Genomic DNA, 18,393 nt, shown 5'->3' on the forward strand with positions numbered 1-18,393 from the left:
TGTCCTCCCGCCGGCTGTTTTCCGTCAGCCGTTTTTCCGGAACCGGGCAATCTGCCGGGAAACGGCGATCAGTTCGTTATTTTCGTCCCAGACCCGGCCGTCCTCCTCCACCACGCCGCGGTTGAGGAAACGCGACCGGAACACGCATTTCAGCCGGGGGGTCCGCGGGACGTTACGGAGGTTCACCGACAGTTCGATGGTGGGCACCCAGGCCACCGCGCCCTGGCTGGCCAGGACGGCCGGCGGAAAGGCGTCGGCCGCCAGCAGGACGGAGAGGGGATCAAAGGGGCGGCCGTCCCGGAACGCCAGCCAGCCGCGCTGTTCGGATATGTCCGACAACTTCGGCCCGGTCAGCCACCCGGTGCAGGACGGGTCCAGCCTTACCTCCAGGTGCTCGAACATGGTGTATCCGGGCAGGTTGGGCATGGCCAGGCACCGCTCGAAGGCGGCCAGGTCCGGGGCCTCGTCCTCGTAGCGTTTCTGCCCGTCGTCGTCGGCTTCATCGCTCATGGTGCAGATCGCCCTGATTCTGACGGCGCCCTCCTGGGACAGGGTCGCCTGCCAGCGGTCGAAGGACCGGGATCCGCCGATGAGCTCCAGGGTCACCTCCGCCGGCCCCGGCACGCAGCGGGCCGCGAAGTTGGCGGTCACGATCAGGGGCCATTTTTTTTCGCCGCTCTGCTGCGCCGCGCTGGCCAGCAGGGCCATGAGATAGCCGCCGTCGGGATTGCCGTTGACCGACCAGTTGGGCGATACGGCCGTCTGAAAAGAAAGCGGCGACCGCCGCGAGATCTCGATATCCCTGTCGAACTGATGCGTCATGTTGCGTTTCCTGTTTCCCTCAAAAAGTTATGCCGTCATGGCTTCCCGGAAGGCCCGGCAGAAAGCCTCCATCACCGGCCGCGTCACCAGGCTGACCCGGATCCACCCGGGAAAGCGGAAGCCGGTCATGGTGCGGACCAGAATGCCCCGGGCGGCCATCTTGCGGTAGAAAAGCGTGTCCGACACGGGCAGCCGGACCATCATGAAATTCCCCTCCCCCGAGACATGCTCCAGGCCGGCATTCTCAAATTCGGCGCCCAGCAGGGCCCTGGCCCCGGCCACCATGTCGCGGGTGGCGGCGATGAAGCCGGCGTCGTCCTCCATGGCCGCGACCGCGGCCGCCTGGGCCAGGGCGTTGACGGAATAGACCACGTGCGCCCGGCGGATGATGTCTACCACCTCCGCCGCGGCGCAGAGATACCCCACCCGCAGCGCCGCCAGGGCGTACATCTTGGAGAAGGTCCGGAAAACGACCACGTTGGGATAATCGTTCATCAGGGCCATGCCGTCGGGGTAGTCGTCCCGGGCCACGTATTCAAAGTAGGCCTCGTCAATGACCACGATCCGCCGGTTGCCCACCGCCTCCAGGAAGCCGCGGAAGGTGGCGCTGTCCCAGTAGGTCCCGGTGGGGTTGTTGGGGTTGCAGACAAAGAAGATCTTGGTCCGCTCATCGGCGGCGTCCAGCATGGCCTGGGGGTCGAAAGCGAACCGCCGCAGGGGCACCAGCCGGGCTTCGAGCCCTGAAAATTCGGCCACCCATTCGTACACGGCAAAGGTCTTGTCGGCGGTGACGATATTGTCGCCCTTCTCGCAGAAGGCCTTGATGACGCTGGTAATGACCTCGCAGGAACCGTTGCCCACCAGGAACTGGTCCGGCGACTTGCCGAACCGCTCGGCCAGGGCCTGGCGCAGATAGAAACAGTCGCCGCTGGGGTAGATGGGCCACTGGACCGGATCGAAGTGTTCAATCACCCGCCGCGCGGCCGGCGGCGGCCCCAGGACGTTCTCGTTGTTGTTCAGGCGGTAAAGGTGGTCCACGCCGAACATCCGCATCAGCTCCCTGTCCGGCCGGCTCGGCTGGTAGGGTTCGAAGCGCTGAATATGGGAGGGGACCAGATGGTCCAGGGGGAGGTTAAACATACTGGAACACCACCACATCGGCCCTGCCCGCGTGGGGCAGCACCAGGATCGGCCGGCAGCCCTGCCGGACCAGTTCACCGCCCAGGGCGGCCTGCCAGGGTTCCGCCAGATCGATACGGAAGCGAATCCGCTCGTAGCCTTCCTGGCTCAGCCCGTTCAGATGGGCGGCGATATTGTCCCGGTTGTCCGCTCCGTTGAGCAGGGGCGTGATGGTCGCCTGCCGGCGCTCCTTGTTCAGGGCGGCGGCGAAGACCGACGGCTCGGTCAGGGTTACCCCGGTTTCCACAACCGGCTGAACGGTCCGGATCAGAAAGAGGCGGCGATAGGTCTCTTCCAGAAACGGCGCGAAATCCGGGTGGGCCCAGACGTTCAGGCCGTCGTCCTCCCGCAGGTGGCGGAACCACACCGGGATATCCGCCGGGGCGTCCTGTCCGACCGCCCGGCCGGGCAGGGTCGCCAGCAGTTCGAATCCATGACCGGCGAAATCGACGTTCCCGGGCGTCGCCTCCGGGTCGCTGACCAGGGAAACCGCCGCGCCCCGGGCCAGGGAATTGATCATCTCCTCCAGCAACAGGGCGGCTCCGGCATCATCCCCGGACAACAGCCAGGGACCGGAGAACACGATGCTTTTTCCGGATATCGCCTGCCAGCAAAGCAGGCCGCAGACGGCGTCCCCCCCGTCCCGGAGCAGCAGGAGATGCATCCGGCCGGCCAGAATCAGATCCACCCCCCTGGCCGGGGTCGAGAACCAGGACGGCAGCCGGTCTCCGGGAAATCTCCCCAGCGCCCGGGCGCAGGCATCGGCGATCAGGGACGCCTCCCGGGCCCTCTCCACCCGCAGCGGCGGGCGGGCCGGGGCCGGGGCCGTCTCCACGGGGGACACGGCCGGGTATACATGCTCCTGGAAAAGGGTCAGCAGGATCTGCCGTCCGGACCGGGTCAGGGAGAACCCGTCGCTCAGGCGCGAGGCCAGCAGCATGGGCAGGTTCTGGCCGTCCGCATCGGCCAGGGAAGGCGAGGCGGTAATGTTCATGGCCGAAAGGTCGAGGGCCTCGGCGTCCAGCGAGAAAACAGCCCGCACGGCGGTGGCGTCGGGTCCGACCTCGATCTTAATCGGTGTTCCGGGCACCACCTGCGACAGGTAGAGCAGCACCTCTTCCATTCCCATGGCCAGGCGCAATCCCTTTGTCCGGTCAAGGCGGAAGATCCGGGCGACGGTTTCCGCCACGGACTGGACCACCGGGACCCAGGCCGGATCAGCGGGCACGGTTAAAAAAACAGGTGGAGAGTCATGTTTCATAGGGTCCCTCCGGAGAGACGGTCAGGCTGTTTCCGACCCATCATTAATATATGCTTTCCCTGGCACGCCAAACCGCCCCGGGCATGGGGCCGAGCGTGAATTGCCCGTCAGAGTACCGTATAACCCTCTGTGCTTCAATGAAAAAAAACGGCCGGAAGGCGGGCGGGCGGGGGGCATCGGCCGGAAATTGACAGGGTATACCGTTCTTGTTATAGAGAGATTCTGTCATCATTTTCTTAATTCATTGACCGACATGACCCGTTCACCTGACAGCACGAACCAAGAAACAAAGCCCATGCGGATCGGAGAACCGGTTCCGCGGGGCGATGCCCGGGCCAAGGCGACCGGCCGGGAGCATTATGCCGCGGATTGTTATCCGGACAATATGCTCTGGGCGGCGGCTGTCCGGCCGGGGATCCCTTCCGGCCGCATCGTCCGGGTGGACATTGCCGAGGCCCTGGCGGTTCCGGGCGTTGTCAAGGTGCTGACGGCCGCTGATGTGCCCGGCACCAATCTTCAGGGGCTGGTTCACAAGGACATGCCCGTCCTGGCGGGCGATCGCGTCCGCTACGGCGGGGATCCGGTGGCCCTGGTGCTGGCGGAAAGCCGGGCGGCCGCCCGGGCCGGCGCCGCCCGGGTCAGTGCCCATATCGAGCCGCTGCCGGGCGTGTACGACCTGGACGCGGCCCTGGCCCCGGGCGCGGCCCTGGTCCATGAGGACCGCCCCGGTAACATCCTGAACAAGGCCGTTATCTGCAAGGGCCGGGGAGCCGACGCCCTGGAGGAGTGCCCGGTCGTGGTCGAGGGCTCTTTCTCCGTGCCGGTGCAGGCCCACGCCTTTCTGGAAACCGAAAACGGCGTCGCCTGCCTGCAGCCGGACGGCACCATCCGGATGGAGGTGTCCACCCAGTCGCCCTTCCGGGACCGGCTGGAGATCGGCCATGCCCTGGGCCTTGCCTTTGACCGCATCCGCATCGCGGCCCCCAGCCTGGGCGGGGGCTTCGGCGGCAAGGACGGGGCCACGGTCCAGTGCCTGCTGGCCCTGGCCGCCCTCAATGCCGGCGGCCGGCCGGTGAAAATGATCTGGGATCGCGAGGAGAGTTTTCTGGCCGGCTACAAGCGTCACGCCTGCCGCCTGCAGTACCGCCTGGGCGCTGACCGGGACGGCACCCTGCGGGCCCTGCACGCCCGGCTGTGGTATGACACCGGCGCTTACGCCCACCTGGGCGGCGAGGTCATGGAGCTGGGCATGGAACACGCCGGCGGCCCCTACCGTATTCCCCACGCCCGCATCGAGGGCCATTGCGTCTACACCAATAATCCCGTTGCCGGGGCCATGCGCGCCTTCGGCGTCTGCCAGGTCAGTTTCGCCTTTGAATCCATGATGGACCTGCTGGCCGACCGCCTGAAAATGGACCGGCTGGACCTGCGGCTGGCCAATGCCCTGGACCCCGGGGACACCAACTGCGCCGGGGTGCGCCTGGAAACCTCCACCGGCATCCGGGAGTGCCTGGAGATCATCGGCCGTCATCCCCTGTGGCGGGAGCGGCTGGACTGGCAGCGGCAGGCGCCGCCCCGCACCCGCCGGGGCACGGGGCTGGCGGCCGTTTTCAACGCCGCCGGGTACGGCGGCGGGGTCCGGGACGCCGCCATCGCCAAAATCGAAATGGACGCCGCCGGCCGGTTTATCGTCCACAACGCCGTCTCCGACATGGGCCAGGGCAACAGCTGCGCCTTTGTCCAGATCGCCGGCCACATCCTCAACCAGGACGCCGGGCGGGTGAGCCTGCGCCAGCCGGACACCGGCACGGCCTATCCCTCCGGGTCTTCGTCCGCCGGCCGGACCACCTATACTTACGGCCGGGCCCTGATGATCGCCTGCGAGGAGATGAAAAGCCGCCTGATCAACCGGGCCGGGCTGATCCTTTTTTTACAGAACGATGACGGCCTGGCCCTGGAGCCGGGCCGGGTGCGCCATCTCCCCTCGGACCGGGCCGTGCCCCTGGAGCGGCTGGCCGGTTTTATGCAGCCCGAGGAGCGGGTCTGCCTGGGCCAGTTTGTGGCCCCCGTCTGCCCCTCGGTGCCGGACACCGGCAAGGATTTTTTCATCGGTTTCCCCCATGTGATTTTCGCCTACGGCGCCCATCTGGTCCGGATCGAAGCAGACACCCTTACCGGCGCGGTGCGCGTCAGCGACTACCTGGCCGTGACCGACGGCGGGCAGGTGATCAACCCGGCCATGTTCGATCAGCAGGTCCAGGGCGGGGTGGCCCAGGGCATGGGGTACGCCCTGTACGAGGACTTCGTCGTCCGCGACGGGCATGTCCGGACCGGCGACCTGACCACTTACATCATTCCCGGCAGCCTGGATCTGCCGGAGATCGTTTCCGTCGCCGCCACCGGGCAGACCGAAACGACCGGGCCTTTCGGCATGAAGGGGATCGGCGAGGTGGCCATGAACGGCCCCCTGCCGGCCATTGCCAACGCCCTGGCCGATGCCGGCTGCGGCCGCATCCGCCGGGCCCCCCTGACGCCGGAAGCGGTCCTGCGCGCAGCGGCGGCGGATGTGCCGCCGGCTGAAAAGGAAAGGGAGCCATGACGCTTGTCGATGCCTCAGCGGCCGTTAATTTCAGCCTCAACGGAGCGCCTGTCACGGTCAGGACCGCCCCTGACCGGCGGGTCATCGACCTGCTCCGGGAGGACCTCGGCCTGACCGGGAGCAAGGAAGGGTGCGGCACCGGCGAGTGCGGCGCCTGCACCATCCTGGTGGACGGAGAGCCCCGCCTGGCCTGTCTCATGCTGGCCGCCCAGCTGGAGGGACATGCCGTGGAAACCGTCGAGTCCCTGGAGCAGACGCCCCTCGGCCGCGGGCTGGTGGACGCCTTCGAGGCCCACGGCGCGGTCCAGTGCGGCTACTGCATGCCCGGCATGGAGATGACCGCCCTGGCCCTGCTGCGGCAGGCCCCGTCCCCGGACCGGGAGGCCGCCAGGCGGGCCCTGTCCGGAAACCTCTGCCGCTGCACCGGCTACGTCAAGATCATCGATGCCGTGACGCGGGTCAGGACGGAGTCGCCATGAGCGCGGTCTTTTTCCCCGAATCCCTGGAGGCCTGCTTCGATCTGCGCCGGCAGTACGGCGACGCCCTGATCATGGCCGGCGGGACCGATCTGCTGGTGGCCGAACGTAAAACCGGCTCCGGCGGGCGGCCCCTTGTCTGCCTGGAGCGGATAGCGGCTCTCCGTCAGATCGCCCCGGGCACGGACGGGGGGATCGTCATCGGCGCCGCCGCCCCCCTGTCGGCCGTCATCCGTCACCCGCTGGTGGCGGAGCGGTATCCCCTGCTGGCCATGGCCGCGGCCACCGTGGGCGGCCCGGCCATCCGCAACATGGCCACCATCGGCGGCAACATCTGCACCGCCTCACCCGCCGGCGACTGCCTGCCGCCCCTTTACCTGCTGGAGGCCCGCCTGGAACTGTCCGACGGGGAAAACCGGCGCCGGGTGCCGGTCGAGGCGTTTATCACGGGGCCGAAAAAAACCGTCCTGTCGGCGGGCGAACTGCTGACGGCCGTTCATCTGCCGCCCCCGGGCGAGTTTGCCATCCGCCATTTTGAGAAAGTCGGCAGGCGCAATGCCCTGGCCGTTGCCGTGGCCAGCCTGGCGGCCCTGGTCCGTCTGGACGAAGGGAACCGGGTGGCCGAAGCGCGCCTGGCCTGGGGCAGTGTCGGCCCCTGCGTGGTGCGCTGTCCCGAAGCCGAAGCCCGGCTGACCGGCCGGCCGCTTTCCGAAGCCAGCCTCCGGGAGGCCGGGGAAGCCGTCCGCCGGGCCGTTCGTCCCATCGACGACATCCGGGCTACGGCCGAATACCGCCGGATGCTGTCCGCCAACCTGCTCCTGAGGCTGGAGACCCCATGACCACCGGCCTGCTGACCCGACCGTTTCTTCTCCTCTGCACCCAGCTGCTGGCCATTTCGACCATTGTGGCCCTGTTTTTCCCCCTCCAGCTCTACCTGACCAGCCTGGGCATTTCCGAGCGGGCGGCCGGATTTATTATCGGCGCGGACGCCCTGGCCGCCCTGGTGGTGCAACCGTTCATCCTGCCGCTGGTCTCGGCCAGAAACGCCCGTGCCTGGCTGGCGGCCGGGTCGCTGGTCCTGGCCGCGGCCCTGCTGGCCGAAGGGACCGTCTCCCGGGCCGTCCCCTTCACGGCGGCGCGCCTGCTGCAGGGCGCCGGCTTCATCTGCGTCATGACCGCCTTCATGCCGCTGCTGGTCCTGTGCATTCCCCCGGAGCGCAGCGGCCAGGCCTTCGGCTGGATCTCCATGATCCGCTTGGTGCCTTACGCCGCCGTGCCGCCGCTGTTTGGCCTGCTGGGGATTACCCCGGCCGGTTTCGGCCCGGTCATCCGCTGGTCGGTCCTGCTGGGGCTTTTCCCGGCGCTGGCCTTAATCTTCATCCCGGCCTCGCCCGCGGAAAAAAGCGCCGCGCCGGGTTCGCCCCTGGCCGATATGGGCCGCAGCCTGAAGGACGTCCGGCTCGGCTGCCTGCTGCTGGCGACCCTTCTGGTGTACGCCTCCTACGCCATCACCTTTTTCTTCATCAAAGGCCTGCTGGCCCAAGCGGGCCTGGCCCACAGCGGGCTCTTTTTCACCCTGGCCACCCTGGTGATGATCGCCGTCCGCCTGGCGGGCGGGTTTCTCTTTGACCGTTTCGACAAGGCGCGGCTGACCGCCGGCGCCCTGGTGCTGTCCGCCGCCGCCATCGCCGCGCTGCCCCTGTGCGCCGGCATGGCGTCCCTGCTGGCCGCCGCCGCTGTCTGCGGCGCGGGATGGGGAATCGCCATGCCGCTGCTCAATGCCCTCGGCTTTGTCATTTCCCCGCCGGAAACCCGGGGCCTCAACCAGAACCTGATATTCCTCATGCTCCAGGCGGGCTTTTTCCTCGGCCCCCTGGCGGGCGGCATGATTCTGGCCCAGGCCGGTTATGCCCCGCTGTTTCTGGCCGGCGGCGCGCTCATGCTTCCGGCGGCTTTCCTGGTGCTGATGGCGGCTTCCGCTCATGACCGATAACCTTATTATATTAAAGCGCCTGGTCGATCTGCTGGCGGACGGGCAATCCGTTGCCCTGATGCTGGTGGTGGAGCAGGACGGCCCGGTCCCGGCCGGGCCGTCGGCCATGATGCTGGTGACCGGCGGCGGGGATACCAGCGGCACCATCGGCGGCGGGGCCCCGGAATATGAAGCCCTGGCCCTGGCCCGCCAGTGCCTGGCGGACGGGCGGGTCCGTCTCTTCCGCCTTCACCTGACCATGGAAGCCGGCCTGCTCTGCGGCGGCTGGATGGCCGTGCTCATCGTTCCCCTGGGACCGGATGCCGGGCCGGCGGGAAATTTTTTTGGCCGGGCCGGGGAGTGCCTCCGGGACGGCGCCCCGGTTTCCCTCCGGATCCAGTGCCATGACGAACCGGACAGCGCCGGCGCTTCCGGCCGGCCGGTGGGAGCGTCCCCCGTCCGTGTGTTCAAGACCGTGGACTGGTCCCTGTGTCCGGCCCCGGCGCCGTCTACGCAGGGACCGGCCGCATCCGAAACGTTTGTTTTCACCTTGGCGCCGCCGCCCCGTCTGATGGTTTTCGGCGCCGGCCATATCGCCGCCGCCCTGGCGCCCATGGCCCTGGCCGCCGGTTTCCGGGTGACGGTCCTGGATGACCGGCCGGAGCGGTTTGCGGCAGGGCTTTTCCCCGAAACGGTGGCCACCCGCGTCCTGCCGTCGTTTGCAGGGTGCCTGGCCGGACCGGATGCGGACGCCGCCACCTTTCTCCTGATCGCCACTTACGGCCACCGGCATGACCGGGTGGTTCTGGAACAGGCCCTGGCAACGACGGCCGCCTACATCGGCATGGTGGGCAGCCGCCGGAAGCGCGCCGCCCTGTCCGGGGATTTGCTGCGCGCGGGATGGACCCCGGCCGATCTTGACCGGGTGGACAGCCCGGCGGGCCTGCCCATCGGCGCGGAAACGCCGGCGGAAATCGCCGTCAGCATCCTGGCCCGGATGATCGCCGTGCGCCGAGATGCCCCATGAGGCATGCCGCCATTATCCTGGCCGCCGGAGACTCCGGCCGCATGGGGACCGACAAGGCCCGCCTGCCCCTGGGGCCGGTCACGGTCGTGGAGCATGTCATCGCCGTCCACCGGGCGGCCGGCGCGGGGAACATTGTAGTGGTCTCGGGCCGGAACACCTCCGCCCTGGCGGGCCTGCCCCTGGACGCCGTCCTGGTCGAGAACCCGCGGCCGGAAGAGGGCATGTTCTCTTCGGTCCAGGCCGGCGTCCGGGTCATCGCTCCCGAGACCGAGGCGTTTTTCATTCACCCGGTTGACATCCCCCTGGTGCCGGTCTCCGTCCTTGAGCGGATTCTGGAAGCCGCCGAGGGGCACCCCGGCCGGATGGTGTTGGTGCCTGCCGCCGGCGGCCGCCGCGGGCACCCCCCCCTCATCCGCGCCGGATTGAAGGCAACGATTCTCGCGGAAAAAGGAGACGGCGGACTGCGGGCGGTGCTGAACCGGGCGGGCGTTTTTGAAGTGGCGTGCGGGGAGCCGGGAATCCTGCGGGACATGGACACCCCCGAAACCTATTTGCAACTGAAACAGCAGTTTTCTTAATACCAGCAGAACAGGAGAAGACATGGACCTTCAGATTCGATTGATGCAGTCAGAAGATGCCGCCGGGGTGGTTGAGCTGTACCGGACGGTTTACGGGGACGCTTATCCCGTCAAAAGCGTTTATGATCCCGTTGCCATCATGGCGGCTCAGGACGCCGGGGACTGCTACCGCATCGTGGCAGTCGACGAAGGCAGGGTCCTCGGACATATCGCCTCCTACCGCTCCGCCCCCCCCAACCCCCGGTTATACGAAGACGGCCAGGGGATGGTTCTGCCTGAATGCCGCAACCGGAACATCCTGGAAGACATCTGGTGTTATTGCCATGAGGTCGTCCATCCGGAAAAAGGCATCACCCTGCGCTGGGGCGAGGGGGTCTGTAATCATGTCTTCACCCAGAAGGCCTCTCTCAAGCTCGGCTATATTTACACCGGCATCGAGATCGACCTGATGCCGGCCGCCGCCTACCGCAAGGAAAAAAGCAGCGCCGGCCGGGTTTCCTCCATCCTGGGATTCAAGGTCACGGATGATGTCACTCGGACGATCCATGTTCCGGCCGTTTACAGCGGGATCGCCTCTTTCCTCTATCAGCCCCTTCCTCTCCGGCGCCGGATCGAAACCGGCGCGGAGCCGCTGCCGGCAGACCGTGACACGGTCAGCCGGGAAGAGATGTATGCCGAAGCGGCCGTGGCCCGAACCACCTTCATGACCCTGGGGCGTGATTTTGAAGCCCGGCTGACCGCCATGGAGGAAAAGGCCCTGGCCGCCGGCTGCACTGTTTTTCAGGCTTTTTTAAACCTGTCCGAACCGGCAACGGTCAGCGCCCTGGACCTTCTGCGCGATCATCACTACTTCCTGGGCGGCGTTCTGCCTCGCTGGTATGACGACGACGGCATCCTGATGCAGAAGATTCTCCACGAGCCCAACATCCAGGGAATCAAGCTGGAAAGCGAAGGCAGCTGGCGGATTCTGGACCTGCTGCTCAAGGACAGGGAATCGGTTCTCGAGGGTTAAAAAAGGCTGTGGCACGGCCTTTTTTGTACGCGGTCCGGCGTGGCGGATCGTGAAGCAGAGCCGGTGTATTTTCAGGCAAAAAAAGTAATGGACAAAAAGTCCCGCGGCGGGGTAAACAGGGGAAAAATCGTAAACGGGAGATGGCGTTATGGGCGGCGTATTTGGTTGTGCTTCACGGGATAACTGTGTGACGGACCTGTTTTACGGGACGGATTACCATTCTCACCTGGGAACACGGCGGGGCGGGCTGGCGGTGCGGAACTCCTCGGGCATCAAGCGGAAGATCCACAGCCTGGAAAACGCCTATTTCCGGTCCAAGTTCGAGTCGGACCTGGCCGATCTTCACGGCCGGCAGGGTATCGGCGTGATCAGCGACCATGAGGACCAGCCCATCCTCATGCGCTCTCACCTGGGAACCTTCGGGCTGGTGACGGTGTCAAAAATCATCAACATCGAAGAGCTGGCTGAAATCGCTCTCAAGCGGAAACAGCATTTTTCCGAATTAAGCCCCATCGGCATCAATCCCACCGAACTGGTGGCCATGCTGATCTGCGAACAGGATTCCTTCCAGGCGGGAATCGCCTATGCCCAGGAGCTGATCAAGGGGGCCTGCACCATGCTGATTCTGTCCAGGGACTGCCTTTACGCCGCCCGGGACAAACTGGGCCGGACGCCCCTCATCCTCGGTAAAAAAGAGGGCGCCTATGCCGTGTCGTCGGAAACCTGCGCCTTTCCCAACCTGGGCTATACCGTGGAAAGAGATCTGGGGCCGGGCGAAATCGTCCGCGTCACCTCCGAGGGATACGAGCAGTTGAAGCCGCCCGGGGACAGAATGCAGGTGTGCTCGTTTTTATGGGTGTACTACGGCTACCCGGCCTCGGCCTACGAAGGCATCAACGTCGAGTGCGTCCGTTATCGCTGCGGCCAGGCCCTGGCCAGAAACGATTCCGTGGATATTGATTTTGTAGCCGGCATCCCCGATTCGGGCATCGGCCACGCGGTGGGATACGCCAACGGCAAAGGAATTAATTATAAACGTCCCTACGTCAAATACACCCCGACCTGGCCCCGAAGCTTCATGCCCCAGAACCAGGAGATGCGTGATCTGGTGGCCAGGATGAAACTGATCCCCATCGCCGATCTGATCAGGGGAAAGCGGATCCTGTTCTGCGAGGACTCTATCGTTCGGGGGACCCAGCTCCAGGACAATGTTGAACTGCTTTTTAACACCGGGGCGAAGGAGGTCCACATGCGGCCGGCCTGCCCCGTCCTGATTTATCCCTGCCAGTTCCTGAATTTTTCCCAGTCCCGGTCTACCCTGGACCTGGCCGGCCGCAAAGCCATTTATGAAATCGAAGGCCGTGAGGACGCCAACCTGGACCAGTACGCCGTGGCGGGCACGGAAAAGAACAGCGCCATGATCGAGAACATCCGCAAGCGCCTCAAGCTGACCACCTTAAAATTCCAGACCATGAACGACCTGGTTGAGGCCATCGGGCTGCCGAAGGAGAAGCTTTGCACGCATTGTTGGGATGGCTCCAGCTACTTTTGATGACGGCGCAAAAAGTGTGGTTGTTCGCACCCTGATCCTTTTGGGGCCGGCTGCCCTCATCCGCGGCGTTTCTCGAACTCGGGCTGTCCTGAATCTTTAAAATATTTGCCTACACCCTCGGACAGCGAGAAACGCTCTTCGCGGATGACGCCAGCCGGCCTTTTCCCAAAAGGCTCAACGGCGCTCACACCCATACTTTTTGCGCCGTCCGGCCTATTCGCGGCGGCTTTTTACCATCGCAATCATGACGCTGTAAGAGCTTTTAGCATTAAAAACTCAAATATTTCTTTTTTGATAGAATGAATTCATTTTCTGTTTCATCAAATATATACAAGTAAATTGTGACACCATTCATTTCAGGTTTAGTTACGGCAATTTCCGGATATTTTTTATTGTTTAACCAAAAGATCTCAAACGCCCCGCCTAAACCCTCTTCCGAATGAACATCAGAGTATTCCTCGATATCAATAGCTACGTATTTCGAAAAAGGTGCTGCTGAAATGTATGAGCTACTGCTAAGAATCTGGTATGAATTATCACTAAAAGCGTACTCGTTTACTACTGTAATTAAAAATAAAGTGATATCTTTTGATTCATACAAATAATAGACTTTAGCTCCGGCTTCTGGCCAATATGGATGATTCCACCCATCAGGTAATTTTGCTCCTTTGATTTTATCTGATATTTTGAAAGATGATCCATAATATCGCTTTAGGTTTTCCATCTTTAGTTTCGAATATTTTGTTACAATAGATATCTCACCGATATTTTTTTTATTGTAAGACAACCAATCTTTATTGCATTGATTCTCCCACCAATCAATGAATTTAGAACAAAGGACTGAACTGCCAAGCTCTGAACTTTGCGTCTTTTCCATAGATTTTATCATTTCATTTGCATAGGGCGAGGCTATAAAACACAAAACGATCATAATGCTGACGAAAAGCTTATTTACCATTTTAATTCTACCATTGTATTTGGATAGAAAGAATCTTCACACATTCGTACAAATAAAATCGCCGCATTCGGTAAAGGGGTTTTGTGAGCGACTTGCGAGCATTTTGGGAAGCAAGGGGGGAAGGATTTCGGCGTAAAGAATTTCTCGCTGTTTGAGGGTGAAGCCCGGACAATTCATGAAATATTGAACAGCCCGAGTTCGAGAAATTCAGCCGGAATCATTCAACCCGCCCAAAATGCTCGGGGAGCGAACCCAAACCCCTTCCGAATGCTACCCCCTTGTTCATGCATGACTTCTGCTGGTGAAGAACATAGCATGCGATGATGCAAAAAGCATGTTTGTTCGCGCCCTGACCCTTTTGGGGCCGGCTGCCCTCATCCGCGGCGTTTCTCGAACTCGGGCTGCGCTGGAATCTTTTCAAAATATCTGCCTACACCCTCGGACAGCGAGAAACGCTCTTCGCGGATGACGCCATCCGGCTCTTTCCCAAAAGGCTCAACGGCGCTCACACCCACACTTTTTGCACAGCCTCGGCTCGTCAGTTGTAGTGAGCAGTTGCGCGTATTACGGAAGTATATCAATCGGGGTGCCTGCATCTACAAGCTTCCACATTGCGTCGATATCCGCATTGGACAATGCAATACATCCCTTTGTCCAGTTCACTCGTTGGGCGAGAAAGGAAAGCCAACTCAAGCCGTTTTTCTGCCCGTGGACCATAATGTCCCCTCCTGGGGAGACTCCCATTTTTTTCGCGCGGGCGAGATCTTGTTGGTTTGGGTAGGATACATGAAAGGCCTTGTAGTAGGCGCTATTCGATTTCTTTGAGTCGAGGATGTAGCGACCTTCAGGAGTCTTTCCATCTCCCTGCCGCTCTTTGGGCCCAGTAGGGTTACCACCGAAAACCACATGGTAGGAGGCCAGCAACTCCCCGTTTCTGTATAGGGAAAGTCGATTCTTGCTCTTCTCGACGACAACCAGGTCGGCCTTCTCCGCAGCCAACGAAGCGACTGAATTCAGTAACAGGCAAAAGGCGAGAAGTGCGTTGAGTATCTTCATCATGAGCCTAACATTATCTTTAGGTAGAAGATCTCCCCCTGTTGGCACAAATAAACCGCCGCATTCGGCAAAGGGGTTTTGTGAGCGACCCGCGAGCATTTTGGGGAACAAGGGTTGACGGATTTCGGCGCAAAGAATTTCTCGCTGTTTGAGGGTGAATCCCGGACAATTCATGAAATATTGAACAGCCCGAGTTCGAGAAATTCAGCCGGAATCCTTCAACCCGCCCAAAATGCTCGGGGAACGAACCAAATCCCCTTCCGAATGTTACCTCTTATTATAAAACGCTAAGAACTGGCGGCGCCGGATTCCACCCGGGCGACAATGGCTTCGGCGAGTTTCTCGGCCGACAGGCCGAAGAGGTCCTTGATGCCGACCAGTTCCAGAAAGTGATCCTGCCAGGCCACGTTGTTTTCCTGAACGATATTCTTGATGCGCTCGCTTTTTCCGCCCAGGGCCTTTTTCTTGGCGGCCAGGGCCGCGTCTTCCCTGAAGGCGATATTGATCAGCAGAATATACCGGATCATGCCGCCCGTGGAGGCGGAGGAGGAGAGAACGGGGATGACGACGATGGAGCGGTCGTCCTTGCGGCCCTTGCCGATATAGACGTTGCCTTCCCGGACGATGATCTTCTTGGTCCCCTTGAGCCGGTTGTCGCTTTCGACCCGGGAGGGGATGGCGGCCAGGACCCCGTCTTTTTTCAAGATGGTGATGGTCGTCTCGTCCGTGGGCTCACCCAGCAGGTTAAGGCGGTCCACTTCATAGAGGATCGCGCCCTTGATGCCGGCTACGATGCCCTGCAGGTTCTTTAAGACCACCACATTGCTGTTGGTCAACTGGGACAGGCCCATGCCGTAGGCGGTCAGGGCGTCAAAGAGAATGCCTTCCATGGTCTGGGTAATGCGGCTGGTGCCGACGGTGACGGTCTTGGCCTGGTGCTTGATGGCGTCGATGGGCCGGGCCATCTGGTTGATGGATTCATCCACGAACTCGAACAGGGTGTTTAACATGTTCGGGGCCGTGCCGGTCCGGCCGAAATCCAGTTCGAAATCGGACAGGGGCAGGCGGCCGGCCAGGTATTTTAACAGCAGCACCAGGTCGGAGGCCATGGCGATGCAGGACGGCGCGATGATGTCTTTCCGGATGCCCCGGATCTTGTGATAAAAACTGATCACCTTTTCCCGGAACCCTTTTTCCAGGACGATTTCGAAAACATCCAGGCTGCGCCGGCGGCATTCCGCGATCTCGTTCCGGATCTCCTCCCGGAAGGCATGGAGCATGCGGGACCCTTCGTTGATGGCCAAGGCCGCGTAGTACCCCCACAGGTGGCCGGCGAAGGTGTTGACCACCGGGCCGAAGTGCTCGGCGGTTTGGGGGACGGGGATGACCGCCGCGGCGTAATGGGAAAAGCGGTCTTCCCCCTCGTCGGCAATGACGACGGGAATGGCCTTGTGGGCCCGGAAGATGGCGGTGTCCTTGATGATGTCGTCCAGCACGCCCGGGCGGGACCCGGCCGCGCAGACGATGATGAGCGGTTCGGCGGAAAGATCGATATGCTTCTTGTCCTCCACGAAATCCGAGGAGATCGTCCGGTAACACAGCTCGCTCAGCTTGATCCGGATCTCGTCGGCCGAGGCCTTGTTGGGCCCGCTTCCGACCACCGCCCAGTAGGTCCGGGTGGCCGCCAGGCGCTGGGCCACGGCCCGGATGTCGTCCCGGCGGGAGAATATTTTCCGTAAGGCCGAGGGGAGCTTGGACAACTGGCGGATCTCGTTGGAAATAAATTCCCGGTCCCGGTCGCCCTTGAGCCCGACGATATACAGGCTCAACATGGCCGCGGCCACCACCTGGGAATAGAAGGCCTTGGTGGAGGCCACCGACATTTCGATGTCCCGGCCGGTGCTGGTGTAAAAGACGCCGTCCGTCTTGAAGGTGAGGTCCGAGTCCCGGCGGTTGACGATGGCCAGGGTGTGGGCGCCGAGTCCCCGGACCATGTCGACGGCGCGGTTGGTGTCGGTGGTGGTCCCGGACTGGCTGACGGCCACGACCAGGGTGTCGCTCATGGATCTGGCGCTATCTGTTATGGTCAGGTTGAAGCCGCTTAATTCCGATGATTTCACCGCCCGCACGGTGATGGCCGGGTCGGACAGGTAGTAGCGCAGGATGTTGGCGCCGGCCAGCGCGGCCACGCCGGCCGTGCCCTGGCCGATGAAGAAAACGCGGCGGATGAGATTTTTCTTCAGGGCTTCGGCCAGGGAGGCGGGAATGACATCGGGCGACAGGCGCACCTCGAATATCCCCGGGTCGTCGGCCGCGGTCTGCCAGCGGTTGCGCAGCGTTTTTTCAATGGATTGCGGCGCTTCCGAGATCTCTTTTAAAAAGTAGTGCTCGTACTCCTGGCGGTCCACGTCCCGGGAGGTGATTTCCGTCCGCAGAATATCTTTTTCGCTGAAGGTTACCGGCGTGCCGTCGTACCGCATGGCGGCGATCCCCTCCAGTCCTCCCGCGGCCCGGTCCAGCACCACAATCTGCCCGGGCGCCTGCTCGTCGGCTGCCGCCGTTCCGCCGGCGTTCATCTTGATGAACCGGGAGGTCTCCTCCACGACGCCATATAATTCCGACGCGACGACGTAATGGTTCTCGGCCAGCCCGATGAACAGGGCCTGGCCGCTTCCCCTCTGGGCAAAAAACATTTTTCCCGGCGCCAGGTCCGTGTGCATGGAGATGGCGTGCGCGCCGGTGAAGTCGCTGACGGCCAGGCGGAAGGCGTCGATGATGTCATGGCCCTGCCGGACGTACCGGCCGATCCTCACCGGGATGATCTTGGTGTCGGTGGTGATGTCGGCGGCGATGACCTCCCCGGCCGCTTCATGTTCCGATTTCAGCTGGCGGTAATTGTCGATATCCCCGTTTAGACAGGCGTGAATGATGTGCTCCCGGGACTCCGGCCGGCCGGTCAGGCCGTCCATGGGGTGACAGTTGGCTTCGGTGATCGTGCCCACCGACGCCCAGCGCGTGTGGGAAGAGATGGTGTAGTCTTGCCAGGCGGCGGCCAGCATGCCGTGGAAAACGGCGTCCTCGGATACGGCCCGACGCAGGAAGCGGACATTGTCGCCCAGGCGGCCGATTTCGGCGGCATACTTGTAGACAAAGGCCAGGCCGACGGTCCCGGTGCTTTTGTCCCGGGAAACCCGGATCGTGCGGTGGGTCAGAATGTCGTCCCCGCACCGCTGTTTCAGTTCTTCACCGAGGCCGGATTGTTCAAGGACCGTCGAGAATCGCTTAAAAGAGTCTTCCGTCAGGGAGAATAAGATCGACAACCCCGCCGAGTCACGGCCCCGGACTTCCAGCCGGTCGAGGCTGTTGAATACGGCGTTGATTTTTTTGAGCAGGATGATGGCGGCATAGGTCGTGATGCCGGAAGCGGCCAGGTCCCGCGTCTTGACAATGTTGCCGCAGACCTCGTGTTTCAGGCACCAGCAGATGTCCCGGATTTTTTCAAACCGGGCGGCGACGGCTTCACCCTCGGCGGCGTCGAGCCGGGCCGTCTCCTGGCGCTCCATGACCTCCGCTTCCCCGGCAATCACCGCTTCTAAGCGGGCGGTGGCGTCCAGGGCCTTCTGGTAATCGGCTCCCTCGGCGAACAGATGATAGAAGCAGGCGTCTGTTTTAAGACGGCAGGACATATGCCAGAGCCGCTCGAGCGTGTCTTGCCCTCCGAGGTAGCGGTCCGTCGCCGTCCGGCCTTCCGGACAGCACCGGCTCCAGACATTGTTTTCGATCTCTTTCAGCAGCGCGGCCAGGTCGGACAGGCACTCCCCGGTTACCTGGCGGTTATCACCGCTTCCGGACGGTGTCACCGGTATGATGGATGAAATGCCGCACATAAACTGCCACTTTC

Annotated in this window: 14 protein-coding genes; 8 read left to right on the forward strand and 6 right to left on the reverse strand. The window is 62.8% G+C overall.

The window, feature by feature from the left end; all coding sequences use genetic code 11:
- Positions 1-24 precede the first annotated feature (24 nt).
- Genes AB1724_00200 through AB1724_00210 form a run of 3 tightly spaced genes read right to left on the reverse strand, consistent with a single transcriptional unit; the run spans position 25 to position 3,262 of the window.
- The gene (locus tag AB1724_00200) at positions 25-822 is read right to left on the reverse strand and encodes a thioesterase family protein (GenBank protein MEW6076215.1); all 798 of its coding nucleotides are present in this window, start codon (positions 820-822) and stop codon (positions 25-27) included.
- A gap of 27 nt (positions 823-849) precedes the next feature.
- Positions 850-1,962, reverse strand: a complete 1,113-nt coding sequence (gene hisC, locus AB1724_00205; protein ID MEW6076216.1) for a histidinol-phosphate transaminase — start codon at positions 1,960-1,962, stop codon at positions 850-852.
- The gene (locus AB1724_00210; protein ID MEW6076217.1) at positions 1,955-3,262 is read right to left on the reverse strand and encodes a hypothetical protein; all 1,308 of its coding nucleotides are present in this window, start codon (positions 3,260-3,262) and stop codon (positions 1,955-1,957) included. Before AB1724_00210 ends, hisC begins: the two co-directional genes overlap by 8 nt.
- 295 nt (positions 3,263-3,557) lie before the next feature.
- On the opposite strand from AB1724_00210, the gene AB1724_00215 reads away from it, so the two are divergent.
- From AB1724_00215 to AB1724_00250, 8 genes are all read left to right on the forward strand, one after another.
- Positions 3,558-5,861, forward strand: coding sequence for a xanthine dehydrogenase family protein molybdopterin-binding subunit (locus tag AB1724_00215; protein MEW6076218.1), 2,304 nt, complete (start codon positions 3,558-3,560; stop codon positions 5,859-5,861).
- The gene (locus tag AB1724_00220) at positions 5,858-6,340 is read left to right on the forward strand and encodes a (2Fe-2S)-binding protein (protein MEW6076219.1); all 483 of its coding nucleotides are present in this window, start codon (positions 5,858-5,860) and stop codon (positions 6,338-6,340) included. The genes AB1724_00215 and AB1724_00220 overlap by 4 nt, the downstream gene beginning before the upstream one ends.
- Complete coding sequence (locus AB1724_00225; protein ID MEW6076220.1) at positions 6,337-7,176, forward strand: xanthine dehydrogenase family protein subunit M; 840 nt, start codon at positions 6,337-6,339, stop codon at positions 7,174-7,176. Before AB1724_00220 ends, AB1724_00225 begins: the two co-directional genes overlap by 4 nt.
- The gene (locus tag AB1724_00230) at positions 7,173-8,330 is read left to right on the forward strand and encodes an MFS transporter (protein MEW6076221.1); all 1,158 of its coding nucleotides are present in this window, start codon (positions 7,173-7,175) and stop codon (positions 8,328-8,330) included. Before AB1724_00225 ends, AB1724_00230 begins: the two co-directional genes overlap by 4 nt.
- Positions 8,320-9,336: an XdhC family protein gene (locus tag AB1724_00235; protein MEW6076222.1), complete on the forward strand. Its 1,017-nt coding sequence runs from the start codon at positions 8,320-8,322 to the stop codon at positions 9,334-9,336. Before AB1724_00230 ends, AB1724_00235 begins: the two co-directional genes overlap by 11 nt.
- Positions 9,333-9,914, forward strand: a complete 582-nt coding sequence (locus AB1724_00240; GenBank protein MEW6076223.1) for a nucleotidyltransferase family protein — start codon at positions 9,333-9,335, stop codon at positions 9,912-9,914. The genes AB1724_00235 and AB1724_00240 overlap by 4 nt, the downstream gene beginning before the upstream one ends.
- A gap of 22 nt (positions 9,915-9,936) precedes the next feature.
- Entirely contained in the window at positions 9,937-10,926 is a 990-nt protein-coding gene (locus AB1724_00245; GenBank protein MEW6076224.1) for a hypothetical protein, read from the forward strand.
- Between the two features lie 148 nt (positions 10,927-11,074).
- Positions 11,075-12,478, forward strand: a complete 1,404-nt coding sequence (locus AB1724_00250) for an amidophosphoribosyltransferase (protein ID MEW6076225.1) — start codon at positions 11,075-11,077, stop codon at positions 12,476-12,478.
- Between the two features lie 268 nt (positions 12,479-12,746).
- Here AB1724_00250 and AB1724_00255 read toward each other — a convergent pair whose 3' ends face one another.
- The 3 genes from AB1724_00255 to AB1724_00265 all read right to left on the reverse strand — a co-directional run bounded on the left by AB1724_00255 (position 12,747) and on the right by AB1724_00265 (position 18,379).
- The gene (locus AB1724_00255) at positions 12,747-13,355 is read right to left on the reverse strand and encodes a hypothetical protein (GenBank protein MEW6076226.1); all 609 of its coding nucleotides are present in this window, start codon (positions 13,353-13,355) and stop codon (positions 12,747-12,749) included.
- Positions 13,356-14,000: 645 nt separating this feature from the next.
- A complete protein-coding gene (locus tag AB1724_00260) occupies positions 14,001-14,666 on the reverse strand; it encodes a L,D-transpeptidase family protein (protein ID MEW6076227.1) in 666 nt (221 codons plus the stop codon).
- A gap of 113 nt (positions 14,667-14,779) precedes the next feature.
- On the reverse strand, positions 14,780-18,379 hold the full coding sequence (locus tag AB1724_00265) for an SIS domain-containing protein (GenBank protein MEW6076228.1): 3,600 nt from the start codon (positions 18,377-18,379) through the stop codon (positions 14,780-14,782).
- Positions 18,380-18,393 lie beyond the last annotated feature (14 nt).

The sequence above is a fragment of the Thermodesulfobacteriota bacterium genome, assembly GCA_040753795.1.
GTDB lineage: Bacteria > Desulfobacterota > Desulfobacteria > Desulfobacterales > Desulfosudaceae > JBFMDX01.

Bases quoted from the DNA above. Each gene is read 5' to 3' on its own strand.
- AB1724_00200 (MEW6076215.1), bottom strand. From the start codon at position 822: ATGACGCATCAGTTCGACAGGGATATCGAGATCTCGCGGCGGTCGCCG.
- hisC (MEW6076216.1), bottom strand. From the start codon at position 1,962: ATGTTTAACCTCCCCCTGGACCATCTGGTCCCCTCCCATATTCAGCGC.
- AB1724_00210 (MEW6076217.1), bottom strand. From the start codon at position 3,262: ATGAAACATGACTCTCCACCTGTTTTTTTAACCGTGCCCGCTGATCCG.
- AB1724_00215 (MEW6076218.1), top strand. From the start codon at position 3,558: ATGCGGATCGGAGAACCGGTTCCGCGGGGCGATGCCCGGGCCAAGGCG.
- AB1724_00220 (MEW6076219.1), top strand. From the start codon at position 5,858: ATGACGCTTGTCGATGCCTCAGCGGCCGTTAATTTCAGCCTCAACGGA.
- AB1724_00225 (MEW6076220.1), top strand. From the start codon at position 6,337: ATGAGCGCGGTCTTTTTCCCCGAATCCCTGGAGGCCTGCTTCGATCTG.
- AB1724_00230 (MEW6076221.1), top strand. From the start codon at position 7,173: ATGACCACCGGCCTGCTGACCCGACCGTTTCTTCTCCTCTGCACCCAG.
- AB1724_00235 (MEW6076222.1), top strand. From the start codon at position 8,320: ATGACCGATAACCTTATTATATTAAAGCGCCTGGTCGATCTGCTGGCG.
- AB1724_00240 (MEW6076223.1), top strand. From the start codon at position 9,333: ATGAGGCATGCCGCCATTATCCTGGCCGCCGGAGACTCCGGCCGCATG.
- AB1724_00245 (MEW6076224.1), top strand. From the start codon at position 9,937: ATGGACCTTCAGATTCGATTGATGCAGTCAGAAGATGCCGCCGGGGTG.
- AB1724_00250 (MEW6076225.1), top strand. From the start codon at position 11,075: ATGGGCGGCGTATTTGGTTGTGCTTCACGGGATAACTGTGTGACGGAC.
- AB1724_00255 (MEW6076226.1), bottom strand. From the start codon at position 13,355: ATGGAAAAGACGCAAAGTTCAGAGCTTGGCAGTTCAGTCCTTTGTTCT.
- AB1724_00260 (MEW6076227.1), bottom strand. From the start codon at position 14,666: ATGAATTGTCCGGGATTCACCCTCAAACAGCGAGAAATTCTTTGCGCC.
- AB1724_00265 (MEW6076228.1), bottom strand. From the start codon at position 18,379: ATGTGCGGCATTTCATCCATCATACCGGTGACACCGTCCGGAAGCGGT.